Consider the following 22083-nt stretch of genomic DNA (forward strand, 5'->3'; position numbering starts at 1 on the left):
ACATCAAATGCCTTATGGCCCCCAACTCAAAATCCCCGCCACCTATATGCGTGGCGGCACCAGTAAGGGTGTGTTTTTTAAACTCAGTGATTTGCCCGATGCCGCCCAGCGGCCCGGCAAAGCGCGAGATCAGCTGCTGCTGCGGGTGATTGGCAGCCCCGACCCTTACGAAAAGCAAATCGACGGCATGGGCGCGGCAACGTCCAGCACCAGTAAAACGGTGATTCTGTCGAAAAGTGAATCGTCGGAACACGACGTTGATTATTTATTTGGCCAGGTCTCCATCGATAAGCCCTTTGTGGATTGGAGCGGCAACTGCGGCAATCTTTCCGCGGCGGTGGGTCCCTTTGCGATTACCAACGGCCTCGTTGATCCTGGGCGCATCCCGGAAAACGGTGTGGTCGAGGTGCGCATCTGGCAGGTCAATATCCAGAAAACCATTGTGTCACGGGTGCCAATTAGCAACGGGGAGGTGCAGGAGACCGGTGACTTTGAGCTCGACGGCGTGACGTTCCCCGCTGCAGAAATCCCGGTGGCCTTTATGGACCCGGCCGATGGCGAAGGGGCCATCTTCCCCACCGGCAACCTGGTGGATGACCTGGATGTCCCGGGCGTGGGCGTTTTGAAAGCCACGCTGATCAACGCGGGTATTCCTACGGTGTTTATCAACGCTGCCGACATTGGTTATACCGGTACCGAGCTTCAGGATGCTATCAATGGCGACAGCAAGGCGCTTGCCATGTTTGAAACTATCCGTGCCCATGGCGCCGTGCGCATGGGGCTGATTAAGCACGTAGATGAGGCGGCCAGTCGCCAGCATACGCCGAAAGTAGCGTTTGTCGCACCGTCGGCCAGCTATACTGCTTCTAGTGGAAAAGCAGTAAGCAGCAAAGCTATCGATCTGGTAGTAAGGGCGCTTTCAATGGGCAAGCTACACCACGCGATGATGGGAACAGCGGCCGTGGCGATTGCCGCGGCAGCGTCAATTAACGGTACGTTGGTCAATGAGGCAGCGGGTGGCGGGGAGCGCGACGCGGTAACGTTTGGTCATCCTTCAGGCAGTTTGCGTGTGGGCGCGCAGGCAAGCTTGATTGAAGGGCGCTGGCAAATTGATAAAGCCGTAATGAGCCGCAGTGCGCGGGTGTTGATGGAAGGAGCCGTGCGCGTCCCGGGCGATACGCTAAACCATTAGGGGGCAATGCCATGCAGACCGCCGACGTCAACGAGCGTCCTGACTACGATGCAGAGCTTCAGACTCTGGCGGATTACGTTCTCAACTTTGGCGCGCCTTCAGAGGAAGCACTGGCAACGGCGCGCTACTGTTTGATGGATACGCTGGGCTGTGGGTTGCTGGCACTGCGTTTCCCGGAATGTACCAAGCACCTTGGCCCGCTAGTTGAGGGCACGGTGGTACCGCATGGCGCCCGCGTACCGGGTACCTCGCTGCGGCTAGATCCGGTAAAAGCAGCCTGGGATATCGGTACCATCGTGCGCTGGCTTGATTACAACGATACCTGGCTTGCTGCGGAGTGGGGGCACCCCTCTGACAATCTGGGCGCGATTCTTGCCGTTGCGGACCATCTCTCCCAAAAGCGAGTGGCCAAAGGTGCTGCGCCTCTGGTGATGGGCGACGTTCTGCATGCCATGATCATGGCCCATGAGATTCAGGGCGTTTTAGCGCTGGATAACAGTTTCAACCGCGTGGGCCTTGACCACGTGGTGCTGGTGAAAGTGGCCTCCACCGCCGTTGTCGCCAAGCTGATGGGCGCTGACCGTGAGCAGTTGCTCTCGGCACTCTCACACGCCTGGGTAGATGGCCAAAGCCTGCGCACCTATCGTCATGCGCCCAATGCAGGCTCCCGGAAGAGCTGGGCAGCGGGGGATGCCACCTCCCGCGCTGTGCGTCTGGCGGACATCGCCATGCGCGGCGAAATGGGCATTCCCAGTGCTTTGACAGCGCCTCAATGGGGGTTTTACGACGTCTCCTTTAGCCATAGCAATAAAGACCTCAGTCTCAAGCCCGAGGGCGAGCGTAAGCTCCACTTCCAGCGTGAGCTGGGCTGCTACGTGATGGAAAATATTTTATTCAAAGTGGCTTTCCCCGCTGAATTTCACGCCCAGACCGCCTGTGAAGCGGCGGTGGCGTTGCACCCTCTGGTTAAAGATCGCCTAGCATCTATCGAGCGTATTGTGATCACCACCCATGAAGCGGCTATTCGCATCATTTCCAAGACCGGGCAGCTTGCTAACCCTGCTGACCGTGATCACTGCCTGCAGTACATGGTGGCGGTGCCCTTGATGCAGGGAGAATTAACCGCTGACCACTACGAAGATGACTTTCACGCGCGACACCCGCTGATTGATCAGCTTCGCGCAAAAATGGTTGTGGAAGAAGATTCTGATTATTCAAGCGCTTATCATGATCCTGATAAACGTTCGATTGCCAATGCTGTGCAGGTGTTTTTTGATGATGGTACGGCCACCGAGAAGAGAGTAGTGGAGTATCCGCTGGGCCATCGCCGCCGCCGCGACGAAGGCATGCACCTGCTAATGGAGAAATTTCAGCGCCATCTTGCCACCCGTTTTCCCGCGCGCCGCTGTGAGGCGATTAGGCTCGCGTGCAATGACCATGCTGCACTTTCATCAATGCCGGTCGATAATTTTATGGCGCTATGGGAAATGACCCCTTAAATAGCGAACCGCCCGATACGCTAGCGCGATCAGGCGGTGTTTGCACTCGTGCGCTTAGTCCTCAACAGTAATTTGGTCGCGCATACGGTCAACGGTGGCTGGCCCAATGCCACTGACGCGGGTCAGGTCTTCGGCGTTTTCGAAGTCGCCGTTCGCTTCGCGATCCTCAATAATTGCCTCAGCGCGGCTTGGGCCGATGCCCGGCAGCTCATCAAGCAGTTCGGTATCGGCGCTATTGATATTAATCGGGGCAATGTCTTGGGCCAGGCCGTTGCTGGCAACCCCAATGCCGATGCTCAAGAGTAATGCGGCAAATAATCCTTTCAGTGATAGCTTCATTCCAAGCCCCTTATGTTGGTTATCCGTCCTGTGGTTAACGGGAAATCCCCCGCTCTTTCACCTTAACTGGATTTCTGAGCGATGCTGTCGGAGATTAGCGATTCATCATGTAAGCCTTTTGCCATGTGTGTATGGCAAAAGGCTTACATAGCGAGCCGGGGCGACTGATATAATGCGCCGAAACACTTGGGGAGCTTGGCATGGCTGTTACTGAATCACCGCTGATTATCGCACTTGATTACCCTTCGCTGGATGCGGCGCTGTGTATGGCCGATCAGTTGGATCCGTCTCGCTGCCGGCTTAAAGTTGGCAAAGAGTTATTCACCCGCAGCGGGCCGGCCGTGCTGGAAGCATTGCACGGGAGGGGCTTTGAGGTATTTCTGGACCTTAAATTCCATGATATCCCCAATACCGTGGCCAGCGCGGTCGAAGCGGCGGCGGAGCAGGGGGTGTGGATGGTCAACGTGCATGCCAGCGGTGGCCGGGCGATGATGGAGGCGGCGGCTAAACGGTTAGAGCAGCAGCGCCTTGAGACTCGCTTGATAGCCGTCACGGTGCTAACCAGCATGCAGGCCGACGATCTGACGGAGATCGGGGTATCTTCAACGCTTGGCGAACATGTAACGCGGCTGGCTCAATTAGCCCAGCAAAGTGGTTTGCATGGCGTGGTGTGTTCCGCCCAGGAATCGGCTCAGCTTGCGTCACTGTGTGGCGACGCGTTCTTGAAAGTGACCCCAGGCATCCGGCCTGCGTTCGCCGCCGCTAATGATCAGCAGCGCATTATGAGCCCCAGTGAGGCGATACAGGCAGGCAGTACGCACTTAGTGGTGGGACGCCCAGTCACCCAGGCAGAAAGCCCGATGGACGCGTTGATGGCTATCGAGAAAGAACTGGGGGTACGGCTATAAGTTACCCATTCGGTGCTGCGATCACTACTCGCCTTCTACGCCGATAATCGGTTTGATGGTGCCCCAATAGCGACAGGTAGGGCACTGCCATTGCAGGGCGTCGCTGGTAAAGCCGCAGCGTAGGCAGCGATGTCGAGGACGGTCCTTCAATAATGCTTCGGTGTGGTATTTGAGCAGCACCAGGCGCGTATCCGGCGAGTCCCTGCCCTGCAGGCGCTGGCTTTCAATATACAGATCAACCAGATAGTTGAGCCCTCGTAAACTGGGGGCGCGGCTAAGTAGTTCGCCAGTGACGCTAATGGCAGGGTCGACTCCATCCCGATGATGAACCAGCTCACCTAGCTCGATGATTAAGCTGGTGTAGGGAGCGACCTCAATCAGTTGATTTAGATGTGTTTCAAGCCCGACGACATCGTCGTTGCGCTGATAGGCGCGCTTTAACGCTGGCAGCATGGTCGGTAGATGAGCGATATCTTGGTCCAGAATACGCGTTAAGCGACTGATTGCCTGGGGATAACTGCCGTTATCCATATCGAGATCGGCGAGTATTAAGTTGGCGCGCACGCACTGTGGGTCGAGCTGTAAGGCTTTTTTCAAATGGCGTTTGGCCAACGCCCGGCTGGCATTGGCGGTCTCAATCTCAGCCAGCTCACACTGCCAATGGGCCGCCGCCCGGCGTATGTTGGGGTACTGTTTAAATAGCGGAGCGGCGGTGTCAAAGGCGCTTTGCCAGTCCTTTTCGCGCTCTAATAAATCGATCAGCAGTCGTTTAGCGGGGTAGCGCAGTTCGCTATCGTGGTCCTGGTCGAGCAGCGTTCTTAGCAGTCGCTGAGCACGGTCATGAACCCCCAGCGCCACAAAATCGCGCGCAAGCTCCAGTTGTACCTTCGCGTTGGTAGCATCGGAGAGCGCCGGGCGTGCCAGCAGATTCTGATGAATGCTGACGGCTTTGTCGGCTTCACCCCGCGAACGAAATAGCCTACCCAGGGTGATGTGGGTCTCGACGGTATCGCTATTGACGTCCAGCGCATTGATAAACGTATTGATGGCTTCGTCGGGTTGCTCGTTGAGCAGATAGTTCAGCCCGACGAAGTAGTCTCGGGAGAGGCCGCTATTGGTAGGCGTCGTTTCGGGTGAGCGCCGAGACGCTTGACGAAAGCCAAGCCCGTAGCCTATCGCAATGGCGACAAATAAAACGCCCAGCAGCGCGATATCCAGCATTTAAGCCAGTTCCTTAAACTCCTGCGTGCGCAGCTGGTCAAGTTCCTTGCGTTGTTGTTTGCTGTGACGTTCGCTGCGCGCCAACTTGGCTTTGAGGCGAATATACACCCCCATCATGGCGAGCATGCCGACCAACACACCCAAGGTTAATGTCGCCAGCAGCCAGACGGATAGCGAAATGGCAGGTAGTTCTAGCCAAATTAGATTGAGCGCAATGGTTTGCTGGTTGTTGACCGCAAACAAAATGCCCACAAGCAGTACCACCAGCAAAATAATGGCCAGAATCAGCCCTTTAATCCAACGCATGAGAGGTTCCTAGTCAGTAGCTTTCACGGTAGTACCATTGTGTACGAGTCGTTGCCCGGCGTCATCCAAAGAAGGCATGAAAACCGGTTAAAGATTCGCATACGGTATTAACGCCTTTTTGAGTGTTAATACCCTAATGCGCGGCTGGCATCGACCTGCTCGCGTAATTCTTTACCCGGTTTGAAATGAGGGACGTATTTGCCTTCAAGCTCGACGGGTTCGCCGGTTTTCGGATTGCGCCCGGTACGTGGCTCACGGTAATGAAGCGAAAAACTTCCAAAACCACGAATTTCGACTCGCCCTCCACTGGCCAGTGCGTCGGTCATATCGTCGAGAATGATGCGAACCGCTGTCTCAACTTCTTTTGCCGAAAGTTCGGGTTGGTGCATGGCAATTTGTTCGATTAATTCAGATTTTGTCATCGGTTAGCTCCCTGCGGACGTTAAAGGCCGATCAATACGACCTATCTGCCACCTGTCTCAGCATACTGCGCAATAGGGGATAAAACAATTTAGCTAAAACAAGGTACTACAATCGGTAATAGCATAGGACAAGCTTGGCGCTGGCGCGACCCTGTGGCTTAGGTATACTGACCTCTCATTCCATTTACTCACCTAAGAGAGGCCAACGTTGAGCGATGACACATCCCCAGCCGCTATTGCCCGTAAGCGGCTTTATTGGCACTCACGTCGAGGTATGTGGGAGCTGGATTTACTGTTGATTCCCTTTTTAGAACAGCGCTACGACCATTTGGATGAAAATGATCAACATGCGTTTCATCAATTAATTGATGAAGAAGACCAGGATTTATTTGTTTGGCTGATGCGTCGTGAATGGCCTGAAGACCCAGCGTTACATCGCGTCGTTAAAATGATCGTTGAACATGCCGAAAACACCGATAATTCTGCCTATCGTACGCTCTAAGCTTTGGTGGGCGTTGCAAAGCGGTCTACTGCTTGGACTTGCTTTGATGTGCTTGATCGTCATGGGGTGGCTGGCGGGTGCGCTAGTGGTCTTAGTCGGGGGGATATATTTGTGGCGTAGTTTTAAGCAGCTTCCTAGCGGCATGCTTTATCTATTACCCCAGGCTGAGGGGCCGCTGGGTCGTTGGTTGTTACCGCAAGGTGACCTCGATGACGCATTGGTAGTGCACTGTGATTATCTAATGCCGTGGCTGATAGGCTTGCAAGTAGGTCAGCAGCGTGTGTGGCTTTGGCCAGACAGCGTGCCACCTGAGGAGCACCGTGCGGTACGTCGGTTATTTCACTCGCCAGGCCGTTAACGTTTATTCTCACATCTATCAACGCGCTAGTGCTTGCTCAGATCATTGAGTGTTAGCCGTGAAGGCTGGCTGTTTTCAGCGTGACCAGGCCAGTCCGTCGTGTAGTGTAATCCCCTTGACTCATGGCGCTGCTGGGCCGCCACTACCGTTAACCGGGCGAGATTAATTAGCTGCTGTAAACGCTGAGCCTCGGCGGTCATCTGCTGTTCGCTCAGTTCAGCAAGCGTGTCGGCTATCTGGGTGAGTAGGTCACTTGCAGTAGCGAGCCCAGCGGCACTTCTCACAATGGCCACATGCTGGCTCATAATGGCGCGTGTCTGCTGGCGCAGCGCACCGACCTGCGTGTCGATGATGCCATGTGCTGCGGGTAATGCGGGTAACTTGATGTCATATTGCGCTGTGTCGGGCGCGGTACGTTGAATCGCCTGTGCGCAGCTACGCGCAAATACCAGGCACTCCAGAAGCGAGTTGCTGGCCATGCGGTTGGCACCGTGTAGCCCTGTGCAGGCCGTTTCGCCAATCGCGAAAAGTCTGGGCACCCCCGTTGCTCCCGTGAGATCAGTCGCGACGCCGCCACAGCTATAGTGGGCGGCGGGCACGACTGGAATGGGTTGCTGGGTAATATCGATACCGCGCGAGGCGCAGTGTGCCTGAATGGTCGGGAAGTGGTGGTGAATGGCCTCGTCACCTAAATGGCGGACGTCAAGCCATACATGCGGCAGCGTCTGTGCCTGTATTTCGGCATCGATGGCGCGCGCTACCACATCGCGCGGAGCGAGCTCCGCTCTTGTGTCCAGCGCTGGCATAAAGCGCTCGCCTGCCGCGTTGAGCAAGTAACCGCCTTCGCCGCGCACGGCTTCACTAATCAGGAACGCCGGGCCATCGGGGTCGTAAAGGCAGGTGGGATGAAACTGCTGAAACTCTAGGTTCATCAAGGTGGCACCTAATTCCGCCGCCATGATCATACCTTCGCCACTGCTGGGCGCGGGAGTGGTGGTGTGCTGGTAGAGGCCGCTAGCGCCCCCTGTTGCGAGCACCGTGTGATGGGCAGTTAGGGCATGCCACTGCTGTTGCTCGTCAAGCGCATAAGCGCCTATACATGCCCCTTGCTCATCTTGCATTAAGCCTACCACGCTAAGGTGGTGGTACTGGCTGATATTAGGGTGTGCCAAAACACGCTGTAACAGCGTATCAACCACGGCGCGCCCGGTAGCGTCGTCGGCGTGAATGATACGCCGTGCGTTGTGACCGCCTTCGCGTGTTAGATGGAAAGGGTAACGTGCATTCGCCGTATGGTCGGGGGTGAAGGGCACGCCGCTACCAATCAGCCAGGCAATAGCCTCAGGGCCGTGTTCGACGGTAAAGCGGACTGCTTGCTCATCGCATAAGCCGTCACCGGCAATTAGGGTGTCGTTGACGTGGTCATCCACATGATCGTCGGGCGAAAGAACGGCGGCAATCCCACCTTGTGCCCAGCGGCTAGCGCCTTTGTCGTCTTGAGCCGGACGAATCAGTGCCACGCTGTGCGTGTCGGCGACCGTTAAAGCAAGAGTTAAACCGGCAACGCCGCCACCGATGATCAAAATATCCGAGGTGGGCGTTGTCATGGGGTGCTCCTTAGCAAGCGAAACCTAAACATCCAATCAACGTGATGAGCGGTGGCTGATCACTAATTGGGTAACGGCAGGCATGATAGCGCGGTGTCAGGCAGATGGCGATGAACAGAGGCTGAATTATCTAAGGATGCTAATAATGGCTGGGATATAGTCAATATTGGAGGGGTGTTGCAGGAAGTGGTGCCCGGAGCCGGACTTGAACCGGCACGGGGTTGCCCCCGAGAGATTTTAAGTCTCTTGCGTCTACCAATTTCGCCATCCGGGCAGCGCAGCGATGGGAATCGGTGCACTTAAAAATGGAGGCTGGAGTCGGAATCGAACCGGCGTACACGGAGTTGCAGTCCGCTGCATAACCACTCTGCCATCCAGCCTCATTGAGTCGTTGGTGCGGGGAAGTAGATTCGACCGGGCTGGCGTTCCAGCTCCCGACCCTCACCTGATTTTCCACACAATCCAAAATGGAGCGGGAAAGGAGATTCGAACTCCCGACCCTCGCCTTGGCAAGGCGATGCTCTACCACTGAGCTATTCCCGCTCGACTCGAGGGCGAATTATACGCAACGCATTTCGCTTGTCAATCAAACATTTCCGGCACTGAGGCGCGTTTAAGAATCAGCGACTTACATGGAGCGACTTAAATGCGGCCAAGCGGATTTGAGGTATTGAATCATCGACCAGAGCGTTAAGATAGCCGCTGCATAAAGTATCACCACACCTAGGTGTGCTAGGGGGTTGTCGGGGGGGAAGGCGAGCAGAACCAGCAAGGCGACCATTTGTAGGGTCGTTTTTAGCTTACCTATCCAGGATACCGCCACCATGCCTCGCTTGCCCATTTCCGCCATCCATTCGCGTAGCGCTGAAATGACGATTTCGCGTCCGATAATAACCAGCGCGGGAAGCGTTAACAGTAGCGTATCAAAGCGCTCTATTAGCAGCGCTAGCGCGACGACCACCATCAGTTTGTCGGCGACCGGGTCTAGGAAGGCCCCGAACGGCGTGGATTGATTCCAGCGGCGTGCCAAATAGCCATCGAGCCAGTCTGTCACTGACGCAAGGCCAAACAAGCCAGCGGCGATGGGCATGCTCCAACTGAAGGGCAAATAAAATAGCACCACCAGCAGTGGAATAAACGCGATTCTAGCGAGCGTTAAGAGGTTGGGTATATTCATCGCGAACTGCGATCCTTGCCGTGGGGTCATGGAAACAAAATGGTTGGTGTCATTCTATCTGCCTTGGCCGATGGCATCTATGTTAACGATGCGTTTTATCCATGAAGAGCGCTATAAATACTTTCAGCCAGTGCTTCGCTTATGCCTGGAACGCGGGCTAGCTCGGCGCGGCTGGCTTTTTGTACGCCTTGTAATCCACCAAAAAAGCGCAGTAGTTCACGCCGCCGCTTGGGACCGACATTGGGGATATCCTGCAGCGTCGACGTACGTCGTGCTTTATCACGCTGGGCACGGTGGCCCGCGATGGCAAAACGGTGGGACTCGTCGCGAATATGCTGAATAAGATGCAGTGCCGGCGAGGCAGGGTCGAGCGGCAATGGATGATCTGGCGTATCGATAAAAACGCTTTCCAGGCCGGCTTTACGGGTGGTGCCTTTAGCCACACCGAGCAGCGTGATCGTGTCGATAGCCAGCGTGCTCAATACTTCACGGGCCATATTCAATTGCCCTTTCCCGCCGTCGACAATCAAAATATCAGGCGCTATGGCTTCGCCATTTTTAATCCGCTTGAGGCGGCGCGTTAGCGCTTGCTGCATGGCGGCGTAGTCGTCACCTGCTGCGACCCCTTCTATACGGAAGTGGCGGTAATCGCTTTTGCGAGGACCCTGCTGATCGAACACAACGCACGAGGCAACCGTTGCCTCGCCGTGACTGTGGCTGATATCAAAGCACTCCAGTCGCTGGGGTGTTTTCTCTAGCCCCAGTGCCTGTTGCAAGGCGCTGAAGCGCTCGCTCAGTTGGCTCTGATTAGCAAGCTGCGAGGCTAGCTGTTGTTCTGCATTGGTCATGGCCAAGTGCTGCCATTGGGCGCGGTGGCCACGTACCTGACTGGTGACCCGGATGCGTTTGCCGGCGTGATGCGAGAGGGCGTCCGCCAGCAGGGCAGTATCTTCGAGCGGGTGGCTGGTGATCACTTCGCTTGGAATGTTGTGCGGCTGGCCGAGATAGTACTGGCTGACGACCTCGGTGAGTAGCAGTTCCGGCGTCAGGTCGAGGTCGTTCTTGGGCATGTGGTGGCGTGCGCCGAGTAACCGACCGTCGCGCACGCTCAGCACCGAAATGCCCAGTGCACCTGGGCGCTGGGCCAGCGCAAAGATGTCCGCATCACCGCTTTCGGTGTCGACAAACTGGCGCTGCTGGAGCTGGCGCAGCTGCTGTATCTGGTCGCGAAAGCGTCCGGCTTCTTCAAAATCCAACGCCTGGCTTGCCGCCTCCATCGATGCGGTCAGCTCCTGGGTGACGTGCTCGCTTTTGCCTTCCAAACACATCACGGCATGCTCAACGTCGCGACGGTAATCTTCGGCGGAGATGTAATCGACGCAGGGCGCGCTACAACGTTGAATCTGATACTGCAGACAGGGGCGCGAGCGGTGAGCGAAAACGCTGTCTTCGCAGTTGCGGATGCGAAAGATCTTTTGCATCAGGGCAAGGCTTTCGCGTACCGCGCCGCTGCTGGGGTAGGGGCCGAGGTAACGTCCATCGCCACGTCGTTGACGGGCGCGTTTGTATTCGAGAGCGGGGTAGGGGTGCCGGTCGCTGACAAACACGAAAGGGTATGATTTGTCGTCGCGCAGCAGGATGTTGTACGGAGGCCGCAGTTCCTTGATCAGGGTCTGTTCGAGCAGCAGTGCTTCCGTTTCACTGCGCGTGACAGTAACTTGAACGTCCGCGATGCGCCCGACCATGGCCTGGGTTTTGGTGTTGAGTTGGCCACGGAAGTAACTGGCTAAGCGAGCTTTTAAACGCTTCGCCTTGCCGACATAGAGGGTGTTTCCTGAGCTGTCTAGCATGCGATAGACGCCAGGAGATGTACTAACCGTGCTTAAAAACTTTTTGGCATCAAAGGTCATAGTCAAGCGTTACTGCCTTTATTGCGGCTCAATGGCTAACGGGAAATTAACCTTCCGCTCGATCAAACCCTTCTACCAAGCCATGGCGTAATGCAAGGTGCGTTAGCTCCACGTCGGTGGCTACTTGGAGCTTTTCAAACAGGCGGTAACGATAGGTATTGACTGTTTTAGGGCTTAGATGCAATCGGTCGGAAATATCCTGAACCCGCTGGCAGTTAACAATCATTAGCGCTATTTGCAGCTCGCGGTGCGACAGTTGGGTGAAAGGGCTGTCTTCGGTGTGAAAGTGTAGCATGGCAAGACGCTGGGCAATCTCTTGGCTGATGTAGCGTCGGCCATGAAACACCTCGCGAATAGCGTTGACCATTTCAGTGGCGTCGGTGCCTTTGCTCAAGAACCCGGAAGCGCCCGCTTCCAACATGCGTCTGGCAACGTTATCTTCTAGATGGCCGGTTAGGATCAACACTTTGATATCTTCCATACCGCGATGAATGCGGCGGGTGGCTTCCAGGCCGCCAATCCCCGGCATGCGGATATCCATCAATACTATATCGGGTCTCAATTGGCGACACTTGGATACGGCACCTTCACCGTCGTCCACCTCACCTACAATATGAATATCACACTCATCATTCAGTAGGTGGGCAATACTTGTTCTCACCAGGTGGTGGTCATCGGCAATTAAAACGTTGATCAAGGGACTAGCTCCTGCATTGAAACGTCACAATACGTAAGCGGTGGGTTCAGAAGCCGGGTCGGTGTCGCGTACACCCCATCGTCCGCCAAACAAGCAGGCTAAATGTGACTATATGACCCTGTTAGTCCTATAGAGTGCCACAGCTATCGCCAAAGGAGAATTAGTAACCTGAGAAATACGTAAAACCTTGACCCGTAGCATATGGCATCGTAGTATGCGCCTCGCTGTTGCAACGACAGCATGTGGGGCCTTAGCTCAGCTGGGAGAGCGCAACACTGGCAGTGTTGAGGTCAGCGGTTCGATCCCGCTAGGCTCCACCAAGAATATTATAAAAAACGCCTGGCCGAATTTATCGGCCAGGCGTTTTTTTATGGCGGTTTGTCAAGGTGTTATAAACAAACAATGCGTCTGTTGTTAATCACTTACTTTGCCCAGCAGCAGGAATTCGATAAGCGCTTTTTGAGCATGAAGGCGATTGCCGGCTTCTTGCCATACGACGGCACGTGGGTCGTCTAAAAGGGTGTGGCTAATCTCTTCACCGCGATGGGCGGGCAGACAGTGCAAAAACAGCGCGTCTGGCTTGGCACTATCAAGTAAAGCCTCGGTGACCTGAAAGCTGGCAAAGTCAGCTTCACGTTTGGCCTGTTCTTCCTCTTGCCCCATGGACGCCCAAACATCGGTGGTGATTAGATCGGCACCGTCGGCAGCCGCTTGCGGGTCGTGGAGTAACGTTACGTGGTCGCCAGCCGCTGCCATGATGTCAGCGCGAGGCTCATAGCCCTTGGGGCAGCAAACTTTTAGATGAAAACCGAATTGGCGCGCTGCATTGATCCAGGAGTGGCACATGTTGTTGCCATCGCCAATCCATACCGCAGTGCGGCCTTTGACGCTACCGCGCAGCTCGGTCCAGGTCATGACGTCGGCGAGCAACTGGCAGGGATGGTAGTCGTCGCTCAGCGCATTGATCACGGGAACGTCGCTGGCCTTGGCGAAGGTTTCCAGCCCGGCGTGGGAGAAGGTGCGGATCATTACCGCATCGACCATCTCGGCCAGCACACGGGCGGTGTCTTCGATGGGCTCGCCGCGGCCCAACTGCGTATCACGGGGAGATAGAAACAGCGCATGGCCACCAAATTGTGCCATGGCAGTCTCGAACGACACGCGCGTTCGCGTAGACGATTTCTCGAAAATCATCGCCAGTGTGCGGTTAGGCAACGGCGTGTAGCGCGGCCCTTGCGCCTTTAGGTTGCTCTTAATGGTGATGGCACGCTGGATTAAGTAGTGTAACTCGTCGGGCGTTAAGTCCAGTAATGTCAGGAAATGGCGTGTCGCCATGAAGGTAGTCTCCGCGCAAAAACCCTATCCTAGCGATGCCCTGGGGGATGCGCAACGTGGTTGGCACGCGTAGAATGACAAACACCGAATAAGGTTGAGCAGTACACTCGGGCATTTCATTATATCGCCGAATGCATGCTGCACGACGAATCAATCGCCTTGATCAAGACTAGGAGACTGTATGAGCACAACAGCCGAAAACATCCAGCGTCAAATCAGTGAAAACCCGATCCTGATTTATATGAAAGGCACGCCTCAGCTGCCGCAGTGCGGCTTCTCAGCCCAGACCGTTCAGGCACTGATGAGCTGCGGCGAGCGGTTTGCGTTCGTCAATGTGCTGGATAATCCGGATATTCGTGCCGAATTGCCGAAAATTGCCAACTGGCCTACCTTCCCGCAGCTGTGGGTTGAAGGCGAGCTAGTGGGTGGCTGCGATATCGTTATCGAGATGCATCAGAATGGCGAGCTGGAAACGCTGGTAAAAGAGGCGGGGCAGCGTGCCGCCGCCAATGAAAGCGGTGATAATGCCTAGCCAGCTTGTTAAGCCCGTTGGATAGACAAACCACTCCGCCTAAGGATGTCATGCTCAATGAGCTATCAGGTTCTGGCCCGTAAATGGCGGCCGCGTACATTCCACGAACTTGTGGGCCAGGCCCATGTTCAGCGCGCCCTGGTCAATGCCCTTGACCAGGGGCGCTTACACCATGCGTACCTGTTTACCGGCACGCGGGGCGTGGGCAAGACCACGCTTGCGCGCATATTGGCCAAGTGCCTTAACTGCACGGCCAATGGGCGCGGCGATGAGGGTGTCACCTCAACGCCTTGCGGTCAGTGTGATAGTTGCCAAGCCATTGACGAAGGGCGTTTTGTCGATCTAATTGAAGTGGACGCTGCCTCGCGGACCAAGGTTGAAGACACCCGCGAACTGCTCGATAACGTGCAATATGCTCCTACTCAGGGGCGCTACAAGGTGTACCTCATTGATGAGGTGCATATGCTCTCGACGAGCAGCTTTAACGCGCTGCTGAAAACCCTTGAAGAGCCGCCTCCCCACGTCAAGTTTCTGCTGGCTACCACCGACCCACAAAAGCTACCCGCCACAGTGCTCTCGCGCTGTCTGCAATTCACGCTAAAGCATATGCCGCCAGAGCGGGTGGTGACCCACCTGACGCATATCTTAACGAGTGAAGGTGTCGCGTTTGACGAAAGCGCGCTTTGGCTGTTGGGTAAGGCGGCTGAAGGCTCGATGCGCGATGCCATGAGCCTGACCGATCAGGCCATTGCTTTTGGCCAGGGAGCCGTAAGGCATGCTGATGTGGCAGCGATGCTGGGGACGCTGGATCACCGTCACGTGATTGCTCTTATCGAAGCGCTAGCCGAGGTCAATGTGCCGCGCTTGCTTTCAGAAGTTGGCCAGTTGGCCGAGCAAAGCCCCGATTTTGCCGCTGTGTTGGACGATGTCACCGGAATGCTACACCGCCTGGCGGTGGCGCAGATGGTCCCCGATGCGGTGGACAACAGCCACGGCGATCGCGACGTTATCCTTCAGTTAGCGTCGCGTTTCAGCGCCGAGGATATCCAGCTGTACTACCAAATCGGTATTCAGGGCCGTGGTGATATGCAACACGCCCCCGATTTACGCAGTGCGCTGGAAATGACGCTGCTCAGGATGCTGGCGTTTCGCCCCCAAGGCGTGCCTAAACCACCGACGACCAAGCTACCGCTTCAGCCTGAGGCCACGCCAACTGCTGAGGAAAGCGGGCAGCCCGAGGTAGAGGTAGCTAACTCAGCCCCGCCACCCCAGGCGCCGGTGAGCCGAGACGAAGAAGCGAATAGCGTAGAAATACCGGATAGCGAGGAAGCTTCCGTTAGTGAGGAGCCCTCTACTAACGAAGAGGTAACTGACCCCCCGCCTTGGGCGCTTGACGAGCCGCAAGAACCGCCAACACTGAGCTCAGAGCCAGAGCCAGAGCCAGAGCCAGAGCCAGAGCCAGAGCCAGAGCCAGAGCCAGAGCCAGAGCCAGAGCCAGAGCCAGAGCCAGAGCCAGAGCCAGAGCCAGAGCCAGAGCCAGAGCCAGAGCCAGAGCCAGAGCCAGAGCCAGAGCCAGTTGCGCAAGCCAGCGCCTCAGTGTCGCTGGTTGAGCGTTGGGATCATGGTCAATGGCTTGCGCAGTTCGATGCCCTGGGTCTTGGGGGGCTAACGCGCAGCCTAGCGGCCAACTGCCAGCTAGAGAGCGATGATGGGCATACGCTGACGCTTCGATTGGCGCCTAGCCAGGCGGCAATGCAGGCTGACGTTCACCAAACGCGTATTCAAGATGCATTGGCTGAGCTCGGGGTATCCCGACGTATTGTGTTTTTTGTAGACGATCTATCCGACGCGGTGGAAACGCCACGTCAGCGTGAAGTGCGTTGCCAGGCGGAGCGTCATGCCCAGGCGGTTGATGTCTTGCAGCGCGACCCCCATGTAGTAGAGTTAAAGCAGGCCTTCGGCGCACAGCTTGTCGAAACCAGTGTCAAACCCGTTGATGAGTCGCGCTAACGCTGTGCGATCAACTAATGAATGGAGAGTTCTACCATGATGAAAGGCGGCATGGGTAACTTGATGAAACAAGCCCAAGAAATGCAGGAAAAAATGCAGCAGGCCCAGGAAGAAGTCGCCGAAGCCGAAGTGCTGGGTGAGGCGGGGGCTGGCATGGTGAAAGTGACCATGAATGGCCGCCATGACGTGATTTCAGTCGATATCGATTCAAGCGTCATGCAAGAAGACAAAGAGTTGCTGGAAGATCTACTGGCCGCCGCAGTCAATGACGCGGTTCGCAAAGTCGAGATCAATTCGAAAGCTAAAATGGAAGAAGCCACTGCCGGGCTGAACCTGCCCCCTGGCTTCAAAATGCCATTTTAAATGATGCGGTTTTCTCCGCTTGTCGAGCAGTTAATGGAAGCTTTTCGCGTCTTACCAGGGGTAGGGCCGAAAACTGCGCAGCGTATGGCCATGCACTTGCTGGAGCGGGAGCGGCCTGGCGGTAAACGGCTGGCCTCCGTCATCCAGCAGGCAATAGAAGAAGTTGGTTACTGCCGTCGTTGTCGAACCCTTACCGAAGCCGATATTTGCGCGTTATGTGAAAGCCCCCGTCGTCATGATCATTTGCTCTGTGTGGTGGAATCGCCCGCAGATCAACTGGCGATTGAAGAGGCCGGCGGCTTTCAGGGGCGCTATTTCGTGCTGCATGGGCACCTGTCGCCTTTGGATGGCATCGGGCCTGATGCCATCGGCCTTGATTTGCTCGAGGCCCGCGTTGCGGAAGGGCTAATAACAGAAGTGGTGCTTGCTACCAACCCAACGGTTGAAGGCGAGGCCACTGCACACTATATCGCGGCGTTGCTGGCTGACCACGGGGTGACGCTTTCGCGGCTTGCTTACGGCGTTCCAATGGGCGGCGAACTGGAATACGTAGACGGTGGTACGCTAAGCCGCGCATTCAACGGCCGCCAACCGTTTAGTAGCGAATAACTTATTTTAAGCAAGCGCTCAGGCGGTTGTCATAACAGGGAATTTGTCTTTTGTCCTCATTTCAACCCGCTGATATCAGTTGGATTGCTTCGCCTCAAGCGCTTGATCAAGCCTGTGCGCAGGTGGCTGATGCGTCTGTCATTGCGCTGGACACCGAGTTTTTCCGCGAAAATACCTTTTTCCCTGTACCGGCACTGATTCAGTTTAGTGCCGGTACACAGGCGTTCCTGGTAGACCCGTTGGCAACGCCTTGCACCGATGCTTTTCGTGACCTGCTGCAAAATCAGGCGATAAAATTGCTGCATGCCTGCAGTGAAGACCTGGAGGTTTTCCAGCTTTGGGCAGGCGTGCTGCCAAGCCCCTTGATCGATACCCAGTTGGCGCAAGGGTTTCTCGGTGACAACCCTGGCATGGGGTATCAGAAACTTGTCGAGGCGTGGGTGGGGACATCGCTGCCCAAGGAAGAAACGCGCTCCAATTGGCTGGAGCGCCCGTTGACAGCCGCTCAGTGTGAGTATGCTGCGCTAGACGTTATTTACCTATTAGAAGTGTGGGCTAAACAGCGCGACGAGCTCCAGAGGCTTGATCGTTTGGATTGGCTGGAAAGCGACTGTCGCCAACTCATCGCTCAGGCAGGGCGTAGCGATGACAACGACACGCAGTGGTACACCCGCCAGCGCCAGCTATGGCGCCTCACAGCGCCTCAGTTAGCAGCGTATCAACTAATGACCACTTGGCGGGAAGGAGAGACGCGCCGACGCGATTTGCCGCGTAACTGGCTAATCAGCGATAAACGCTTGATGGCGATTGCCGAAGCGATGCCGACTAACCGTTATGAACTTGCCCGCGTTGAAGGTATGACCCCACCGTTGGTCAAAAAAGAGGGCGATGCGTTGCTTGGATTCGTCAAGCAGGCGACGCATCTGCCAGTCGAAGCGCTGCCTACGCCCTGGCCTGACCCGATGCAGCCAGCCTTCAAGCGTCGTTTCAAGGCGTTAAAGAAGGTCATCAACGGCCACGCAACCGAGTTGGGGGTTGCGCCTGAGGTTTTGATGCGCCGCCGTGATGTGGAAGCGCTGGTCATGCAATCTCTGGTGGGGTCGCCCTTGAGCCTGCCTCTAGGCTGGCGAGGCGAACGGCTAAATGTTGATCTAACCAAGGCGTTGGAGGAGCAGGCAGAGTGAGCGATAAACTGCTGTGTGAAATTTATAAAAGCCCGCGTAAAGAAGAAATGTACCTTTATGTTAATAAGCGTCAAGGGTTGGAGCATGTCCCCGAGGCGCTATTGGGGTCGTTTGGTAAACCCCAGCCATTGCTAACCATGATATTGACCGCTGATAAAAAGCTGGCGCGTGCTAATACTGCTGAGGTGATGGAAGCAATTGAAACGCAAGGATTTTATTTTCAGATGCCGCCTGGTAATGAAGCTGACCTGTTGACCGAACATCTCGCCCAACAGCGTTCGCGCAACAACTCGCCAGGCGAATGAACTTTCTTGCCCACGCTTGGCTTGCCCGCGACGGCAGCCATGATTTTCTTTATGGCAATCTGATTGCCGACGGCGTTAAGGGGAAAGATCTCTCAGCTTGGCCTGATGCAACCGCGCTGGGTATTCGTCATCATCGCCAGGTGGATGCCTGGGTGGACAGTCATCCGCTTGTCAAATCAGTGTTACGCCGGTCTCCTCCTGCGCAGCGACGTTTTGTTGGCATTGCGCTGGACATTGTCTGGGATCATTTTCTTGCCCTTGAGCACCATGCTGATCACTCGCAGCAAGTATTGATTGAGCGCTGTTATCGACTGTTGAGTGAACGCTCAGCGCCTAACCGCCTGGCGGCCATAGTAGAGCCGTTAGTTACTCATGATTGGCTGCGCCGCTATGCTGATTTTGACTTTACCTGCCAAGCGATTGCCGGTGTGGGCAGGCGGCTTTCAGGCCCCAATCGGTTGGCGGAGCTTGTTCCATGGCTACATGATGATTACGCTCATTTGAAGGACGATTTTGCGGAGCTATGGCCAGCGCTTTACGATGCGCTAGGTAGCGAGCGCCGTTTCCCAACGCACACAAGTAGCAAGTGAAGGTGATTTGATGACAAGCGCATTACGTGAGCGCTTTTGGGAGCGTTATACGCTGGAAGAGTTAACACCCGGCGAGTGGGAAGCGCTTTGCGATGGTTGCGGGCAGTGCTGCCTGCTAAAGCTTCACGATGAGGATAGCCAAGAGCTTGCTATTCTCAATGTAGCGTGTCGTCTTTTGGATACGCACAGTTGTCAATGTAGCGATTATGTGAATCGGTTTGATTTTGTCCCTGACTGTACCCAACTGACGCCAGCGCTGGTCAAGGAATTCACTTGGTTACCGCCTACCTGTGGCTACAGGCGAGTGGCAGAAGGACGCAAGCTTGCCGGTTGGCACCCTTTACTGAGCAACGACGCTGAGCGTGTCCATCGGAAAGGGGTCAGCGTGCGTGGCTATGCAATCTCTCAAGACGATGTGCCTGAACATCAACTGGAATCCCACATCATTGCGGTTTTGCCTATGTAGTGTGCCTTCCTTGGCCACGTGATGAGTCAGCAATCGCATGATTCAGTTAAGCCGCTTTACCCGTTGGCTTGTCCCAAATCGATAAAAACGCTTCTTTGACCGGTTTTGCTACTTGCGTCACAGCGTGCGCAGGCGACGCTTTGCGCTCGCGTGGCTGACGTGGGGTGTCCCAAATAGTGGGGAATTGATCACGGTATGACATGGTATCTCCTTGATGGTGTGTAGAGCTTGTCTGTACGACTAAGGGATAACATGCCATACAATTTTATTTTATGGAAATATTTTCCATAAAATAATTTGCTGCTTTTGCATCTCGCGTATTTTCAACACATCCACTCTTGGCCCAAATCAGCCGCGCCTCGCACTTGCCGTGACTATGCCAATGCTTTAATCAGCAAGGGCGGTTTTAGTTAAGCCGTTAACCCAAGCGCCCAAAGAATAAAGGCATCTTGGCGGGCGGCGTCACGCCAGGCTTTAAAACGCCCGGATGCGCCTCCGTGGCCGCTGCTCATATCGGTGTGCAGCAATACCGGGGCGGTACCTTGCTGATGTTGGCAAACGCGAGCATAGAATTTCGCTGGCTCCCAATAGTTCACTCGGGTGTCAAACCAACTGCCTTCTAGCCATAGGGCGGGATAGTGTTGGGCGGTCACATTATCGATGGGCGAGTAGTGGCCAATTCGCTTGGCTACTTCTGGGTCGGCTGGGTTGCCCCATTCACTGTATTCGGCCGTCGTCAGCGGCAAGGACGGGTTTTGCATGGTGCGCAGCACGTCAAGGAACGGCACCTCCAAAACAGCGGCGCAAAAGGACTGAGGCGCGCGGTTAACGCAGGTACCGACCAAGAGCCCTCCGGCGCTGGCACCGCAGGCGACAATGCGTTGTGAGTCGCTCAGTCCTTGCTCCACGAGGGCGTCGCGGGCGGCTAGAAAGTCGTCAAAGCTGTGCTCTTTATAGGCCATTTTGCCGTTTAAATACCAAGGTTCGCCGCGTTCGCCGCCTCCTCGCACGTGCGCGACGGCAAAGGCGACACCCCGCTCAAGCAATTCCAAACGAGCAATGGAAAACCATGGGTCAAGGGGTTCACCGTAAGCGCCGTAGCCATACAGTAGGGTGGGTAGCGGTTGACCCGCTAAGTCGCTACGCGTGACCACCGATACCGGAACGCGTTCACCATCGGCGCTGGCAGCCCAAATCCGTTGGCTGACTAATTGCTCTGGGGGCAGGCTGCCATACACCGGTACGCGTTTTAGCAACGTACGCTCCCCAGTCGTTAAATCCAGGGCATACCAACTGGGCGGGCGGGTGAATGATTCTTCCCTTAGGCGCAGCACTTGCGTATCAAAATGAGGTGCGTCTTCAAGCAGTTGCGAGCAAAGTGCCTCGGGCTGGGCGAGGTAGTCGTCCTGGGTGATTTGTTGGCAGGCATCAATTTCGAGGCGGCGTAGCCTTACTTGCGCTTGATCATGATCGCGTTCAGCCAGCATTAGGCCCCATGAGAAGGCGTCTACACCCTCCAGGGTGGCGTCTTCCCGTGCCGCGACCAATGGCTGCCAAGCGGGCGAATCATTATCTAGGGCCTCAAGGGGGATAACATCCAACTGGAAGTGAGTGCTGGTTTGGTTGTGCAAACGATAAAACACGCCTGGTCGGTGGTCTATCGTATACTCCACGCCCGGTTGGCGGGGTTGAAGGCAGCGGGGTGTCTGTGTTGGTGTTCGGGCAGGCACCACATGGACTTCGCTGGTATCTTTTGAAGCGCTTTCAAGTATCAGCCATTCCCGGGAGCGGGTTTTGCCCATGCCCAGCCAAAATTCCGGATCGTTCTCACGCAGCAATAATGTTGCGGGTTGGGGTTGCGGTGTCTGGCTAAAGGCAATGGGCAGGCACCAAATGCTGTCAGGGCGTTGAGTGTCGTCAAAGCGTGTGAACAATAGCGATCCACTATCATGCGTTTGGTCTTCCGCCCAGCAGAGACTGGGGCCAATATCGCTCAGCAGGTGTATTGGCTGGCCGTCGGGTAGGCGTTTCAGCCACAGGTTAAAACGCTCGTCACCCTGGGTGTCGTCGGTCCAGGCGAGCCATGATTCATCAGGCGACAGGGCCATATCGCCCATGTCGTAAAATGCCTGTCCTGCGGCGAGGTCAGGCACCGCTAGTATGCATTCAGTGGCTTCGCTCTGCCCGTTAGGGTGTCGCCACCAGCGTGGGTATTCCTCGTCGGCGGCGGTTTCGCTCCAGAACGTAAAGTGGTCTAGCGTTGTCGCAAGGCTAGTGACCGACAGTTCGCGGCGACTAAGATGACTTTCATAAAGGGCATCGGCAAGCGGAGCCAATGGTTTGAACCAAGCGTCGTGCTGCTGATTGGCAGCGGCTAAAAATGTGCTGACATCCTTATCGTTGCGCTGCTCTAACCAGTGCCATTGGGGATCATCTGGGCGATAATAGGTGGTAACAGGGTGGCCATCGTGTAGGGCTGGCTGTGCTTTCATAAATTGATAGGTACCATAATGGGAAATCTAGACTGGGTGGGTTCACCCTCATAAGGAGT

Annotated in this window: 24 protein-coding genes and 4 tRNA genes; 14 read left to right on the forward strand and 14 right to left on the reverse strand. The window is 55.7% G+C overall.

Annotated elements, in window-relative coordinates; translation table 11 throughout:
* Positions 1 to 7: 7 nt before the first annotated feature.
* On the forward strand, positions 8 to 1192 hold the full coding sequence (prpF, locus tag GA0071314_RS06645) for a 2-methylaconitate cis-trans isomerase PrpF (protein ID WP_074395913.1): 1185 nt from the start codon (positions 8 to 10) through the stop codon (positions 1190 to 1192).
* A gap of 11 nt (positions 1193 to 1203) precedes the next feature.
* Complete coding sequence (locus GA0071314_RS06650) at positions 1204 to 2691, forward strand: bifunctional 2-methylcitrate dehydratase/aconitate hydratase (RefSeq protein ID WP_074395914.1); 1488 nt, start codon at positions 1204 to 1206, stop codon at positions 2689 to 2691.
* A gap of 54 nt (positions 2692 to 2745) precedes the next feature.
* On the opposite strand, the gene GA0071314_RS06655 is transcribed toward GA0071314_RS06650, so the two are convergent.
* Complete coding sequence (locus GA0071314_RS06655) at positions 2746 to 3030, reverse strand: ComEA family DNA-binding protein (RefSeq protein ID WP_074395915.1); 285 nt, start codon at positions 3028 to 3030, stop codon at positions 2746 to 2748.
* A gap of 200 nt (positions 3031 to 3230) precedes the next feature.
* Between GA0071314_RS06655 and pyrF the strand changes: the two genes are divergently transcribed.
* A complete protein-coding gene (gene pyrF, locus GA0071314_RS06660; protein WP_074395916.1) occupies positions 3231 to 3938 on the forward strand; it encodes an orotidine-5'-phosphate decarboxylase in 708 nt (235 codons plus the stop codon).
* A 24-nt stretch (positions 3939 to 3962) separates the two neighbouring features.
* Here pyrF and lapB read toward each other — a convergent pair whose 3' ends face one another.
* The 3 genes from lapB to GA0071314_RS06675 form a co-directional block, all read right to left on the reverse strand.
* Positions 3963 to 5159, reverse strand: a complete 1197-nt coding sequence (gene lapB, locus GA0071314_RS06665; RefSeq protein ID WP_074395917.1) for a lipopolysaccharide assembly protein LapB — start codon at positions 5157 to 5159, stop codon at positions 3963 to 3965.
* Positions 5160 to 5465, reverse strand: coding sequence for a lipopolysaccharide assembly protein LapA domain-containing protein (locus GA0071314_RS06670; RefSeq protein ID WP_074395918.1), 306 nt, complete (start codon positions 5463 to 5465; stop codon positions 5160 to 5162).
* Positions 5466 to 5590: 125 nt separating this feature from the next.
* Entirely contained in the window at positions 5591 to 5887 is a 297-nt protein-coding gene (locus tag GA0071314_RS06675) for an integration host factor subunit beta (RefSeq protein ID WP_074395919.1), read from the reverse strand.
* Positions 5888 to 6095: 208 nt separating this feature from the next.
* Between GA0071314_RS06675 and GA0071314_RS06680 the strand changes: the two genes are divergently transcribed.
* Positions 6096 to 6389 carry an FAD assembly factor SdhE gene (locus GA0071314_RS06680; RefSeq protein ID WP_074395920.1) on the forward strand — a complete coding sequence of 98 codons (294 nt, stop codon included), beginning with the start codon at positions 6096 to 6098 and terminating at the stop codon, positions 6387 to 6389.
* A complete protein-coding gene (locus tag GA0071314_RS06685; protein WP_231896524.1) occupies positions 6349 to 6747 on the forward strand; it encodes a hypothetical protein in 399 nt (132 codons plus the stop codon). Before GA0071314_RS06680 ends, GA0071314_RS06685 begins: the two co-directional genes overlap by 41 nt.
* A gap of 26 nt (positions 6748 to 6773) precedes the next feature.
* On the opposite strand, the gene nadB is transcribed toward GA0071314_RS06685, so the two are convergent.
* From nadB to uvrY, 7 genes are all read right to left on the reverse strand, one after another.
* Complete coding sequence (nadB, locus tag GA0071314_RS06690; protein WP_074395921.1) at positions 6774 to 8354, reverse strand: L-aspartate oxidase; 1581 nt, start codon at positions 8352 to 8354, stop codon at positions 6774 to 6776.
* Between the two features lie 187 nt (positions 8355 to 8541).
* Positions 8542 to 8628, reverse strand: a tRNA-Leu gene (locus tag GA0071314_RS06695).
* A gap of 32 nt (positions 8629 to 8660) precedes the next feature.
* Positions 8661 to 8734: transfer RNA gene (locus tag GA0071314_RS06700), tRNA-Cys, on the reverse strand.
* 88 nt (positions 8735 to 8822) lie between these two features.
* Positions 8823 to 8897 (reverse strand) — tRNA-Gly (locus GA0071314_RS06705).
* Between the two features lie 85 nt (positions 8898 to 8982).
* Positions 8983 to 9531, reverse strand: coding sequence for a CDP-diacylglycerol--glycerol-3-phosphate 3-phosphatidyltransferase (gene pgsA, locus GA0071314_RS06710; RefSeq protein ID WP_074395922.1), 549 nt, complete (start codon positions 9529 to 9531; stop codon positions 8983 to 8985).
* Between the two features lie 95 nt (positions 9532 to 9626).
* Positions 9627 to 11441, reverse strand: a complete 1815-nt coding sequence (uvrC, locus tag GA0071314_RS06715) for an excinuclease ABC subunit UvrC (RefSeq protein ID WP_074395923.1) — start codon at positions 11439 to 11441, stop codon at positions 9627 to 9629.
* 46 nt (positions 11442 to 11487) lie between these two features.
* Positions 11488 to 12138, reverse strand: coding sequence for a UvrY/SirA/GacA family response regulator transcription factor (gene uvrY, locus GA0071314_RS06720; RefSeq protein WP_074395924.1), 651 nt, complete (start codon positions 12136 to 12138; stop codon positions 11488 to 11490).
* Between the two features lie 244 nt (positions 12139 to 12382).
* Here uvrY and GA0071314_RS06725 point away from each other — a divergent pair.
* Positions 12383 to 12458, forward strand: a tRNA-Ala gene (locus GA0071314_RS06725).
* 94 nt (positions 12459 to 12552) lie between these two features.
* On the opposite strand, the gene argF is transcribed toward GA0071314_RS06725, so the two are convergent.
* The gene (gene argF, locus GA0071314_RS06730) at positions 12553 to 13473 is read right to left on the reverse strand and encodes an ornithine carbamoyltransferase (protein WP_074395925.1); all 921 of its coding nucleotides are present in this window, start codon (positions 13471 to 13473) and stop codon (positions 12553 to 12555) included.
* Between the two features lie 181 nt (positions 13474 to 13654).
* On the opposite strand from argF, the gene grxD reads away from it, so the two are divergent.
* The 8 genes from grxD to GA0071314_RS06770 are packed head-to-tail and all read left to right on the forward strand — an operon-like array spanning position 13655 to position 19532.
* Positions 13655 to 14005, forward strand: coding sequence for a Grx4 family monothiol glutaredoxin (grxD, locus tag GA0071314_RS06735; protein WP_074395926.1), 351 nt, complete (start codon positions 13655 to 13657; stop codon positions 14003 to 14005).
* Between the two features lie 57 nt (positions 14006 to 14062).
* Positions 14063 to 16015: a DNA polymerase III subunit gamma/tau gene (dnaX, locus tag GA0071314_RS06740; RefSeq protein WP_074395927.1), complete on the forward strand. Its 1953-nt coding sequence runs from the start codon at positions 14063 to 14065 to the stop codon at positions 16013 to 16015.
* A 36-nt stretch (positions 16016 to 16051) separates the two neighbouring features.
* Positions 16052 to 16378 carry a YbaB/EbfC family nucleoid-associated protein gene (locus tag GA0071314_RS06745; RefSeq protein WP_074395928.1) on the forward strand — a complete coding sequence of 109 codons (327 nt, stop codon included), beginning with the start codon at positions 16052 to 16054 and terminating at the stop codon, positions 16376 to 16378.
* 3 nt (positions 16379 to 16381) lie between these two features.
* Complete coding sequence (recR, locus tag GA0071314_RS06750) at positions 16382 to 16987, forward strand: recombination mediator RecR (RefSeq protein WP_074398458.1); 606 nt, start codon at positions 16382 to 16384, stop codon at positions 16985 to 16987.
* A gap of 50 nt (positions 16988 to 17037) precedes the next feature.
* Positions 17038 to 18171 carry a ribonuclease D gene (gene rnd / locus GA0071314_RS06755; RefSeq protein WP_231896525.1) on the forward strand — a complete coding sequence of 378 codons (1134 nt, stop codon included), beginning with the start codon at positions 17038 to 17040 and terminating at the stop codon, positions 18169 to 18171.
* Complete coding sequence (locus tag GA0071314_RS06760; protein ID WP_074395930.1) at positions 18168 to 18476, forward strand: YcgL domain-containing protein; 309 nt, start codon at positions 18168 to 18170, stop codon at positions 18474 to 18476. Before rnd ends, GA0071314_RS06760 begins: the two co-directional genes overlap by 4 nt.
* On the forward strand, positions 18473 to 19066 hold the full coding sequence (locus GA0071314_RS06765) for an acyl carrier protein phosphodiesterase (RefSeq protein WP_074395931.1): 594 nt from the start codon (positions 18473 to 18475) through the stop codon (positions 19064 to 19066). The genes GA0071314_RS06760 and GA0071314_RS06765 overlap by 4 nt, the downstream gene beginning before the upstream one ends.
* 10 nt (positions 19067 to 19076) lie before the next feature.
* A complete protein-coding gene (locus GA0071314_RS06770; RefSeq protein WP_074395932.1) occupies positions 19077 to 19532 on the forward strand; it encodes a YcgN family cysteine cluster protein in 456 nt (151 codons plus the stop codon).
* A 46-nt stretch (positions 19533 to 19578) separates the two neighbouring features.
* Here GA0071314_RS06770 and GA0071314_RS19625 read toward each other — a convergent pair whose 3' ends face one another.
* Together GA0071314_RS19625 and GA0071314_RS06775 are read right to left on the reverse strand one after the other, a co-directional pair.
* Positions 19579 to 19734: a hypothetical protein gene (locus GA0071314_RS19625; protein WP_172822094.1), complete on the reverse strand. Its 156-nt coding sequence runs from the start codon at positions 19732 to 19734 to the stop codon at positions 19579 to 19581.
* Positions 19735 to 19942: 208 nt separating this feature from the next.
* Complete coding sequence (locus tag GA0071314_RS06775; RefSeq protein ID WP_074395933.1) at positions 19943 to 22024, reverse strand: S9 family peptidase; 2082 nt, start codon at positions 22022 to 22024, stop codon at positions 19943 to 19945.
* Between the last annotated feature and the right edge of the window lie 59 nt (positions 22025 to 22083).

The sequence above is a fragment of the Halomonas sp. HL-93 genome (assembly GCF_900086985.1).
Classification (GTDB): Bacteria; Pseudomonadota; Gammaproteobacteria; order Pseudomonadales; family Halomonadaceae; genus Vreelandella.

Coding starts and splice junctions, on each gene's coding strand:
- GA0071314_RS19625 (WP_172822094.1), bottom strand. CDS start 19,734: ATGTCATACCGTGATCAATTCCCCACTATTTGGGACACCCCACGTCAG.
- GA0071314_RS06675 (WP_074395919.1), bottom strand. CDS start 5,887: ATGACAAAATCTGAATTAATCGAACAAATTGCCATGCACCAACCCGAA.
- prpF (WP_074395913.1), top strand. CDS start 8: ATGCCTTATGGCCCCCAACTCAAAATCCCCGCCACCTATATGCGTGGC.
- GA0071314_RS06650 (WP_074395914.1), top strand. CDS start 1,204: ATGCAGACCGCCGACGTCAACGAGCGTCCTGACTACGATGCAGAGCTT.
- lapB (WP_074395917.1), bottom strand. CDS start 5,159: ATGCTGGATATCGCGCTGCTGGGCGTTTTATTTGTCGCCATTGCGATA.
- grxD (WP_074395926.1), top strand. CDS start 13,655: ATGAGCACAACAGCCGAAAACATCCAGCGTCAAATCAGTGAAAACCCG.
- GA0071314_RS06765 (WP_074395931.1), top strand. CDS start 18,473: ATGAACTTTCTTGCCCACGCTTGGCTTGCCCGCGACGGCAGCCATGAT.
- pyrF (WP_074395916.1), top strand. CDS start 3,231: ATGGCTGTTACTGAATCACCGCTGATTATCGCACTTGATTACCCTTCG.
- nadB (WP_074395921.1), bottom strand. CDS start 8,354: ATGACAACGCCCACCTCGGATATTTTGATCATCGGTGGCGGCGTTGCC.
- argF (WP_074395925.1), bottom strand. CDS start 13,473: ATGGCGACACGCCATTTCCTGACATTACTGGACTTAACGCCCGACGAG.
- GA0071314_RS06670 (WP_074395918.1), bottom strand. CDS start 5,465: ATGCGTTGGATTAAAGGGCTGATTCTGGCCATTATTTTGCTGGTGGTA.
- GA0071314_RS06745 (WP_074395928.1), top strand. CDS start 16,052: ATGATGAAAGGCGGCATGGGTAACTTGATGAAACAAGCCCAAGAAATG.
- uvrC (WP_074395923.1), bottom strand. CDS start 11,441: ATGACCTTTGATGCCAAAAAGTTTTTAAGCACGGTTAGTACATCTCCT.
- GA0071314_RS06655 (WP_074395915.1), bottom strand. CDS start 3,030: ATGAAGCTATCACTGAAAGGATTATTTGCCGCATTACTCTTGAGCATC.
- recR (WP_074398458.1), top strand. CDS start 16,382: ATGCGGTTTTCTCCGCTTGTCGAGCAGTTAATGGAAGCTTTTCGCGTC.
- dnaX (WP_074395927.1), top strand. CDS start 14,063: ATGAGCTATCAGGTTCTGGCCCGTAAATGGCGGCCGCGTACATTCCAC.
- pgsA (WP_074395922.1), bottom strand. CDS start 9,531: ATGAATATACCCAACCTCTTAACGCTCGCTAGAATCGCGTTTATTCCA.
- GA0071314_RS06685 (WP_231896524.1), top strand. CDS start 6,349: ATGCCGAAAACACCGATAATTCTGCCTATCGTACGCTCTAAGCTTTGG.
- GA0071314_RS06770 (WP_074395932.1), top strand. CDS start 19,077: ATGACAAGCGCATTACGTGAGCGCTTTTGGGAGCGTTATACGCTGGAA.
- GA0071314_RS06775 (WP_074395933.1), bottom strand. CDS start 22,024: ATGAAAGCACAGCCAGCCCTACACGATGGCCACCCTGTTACCACCTAT.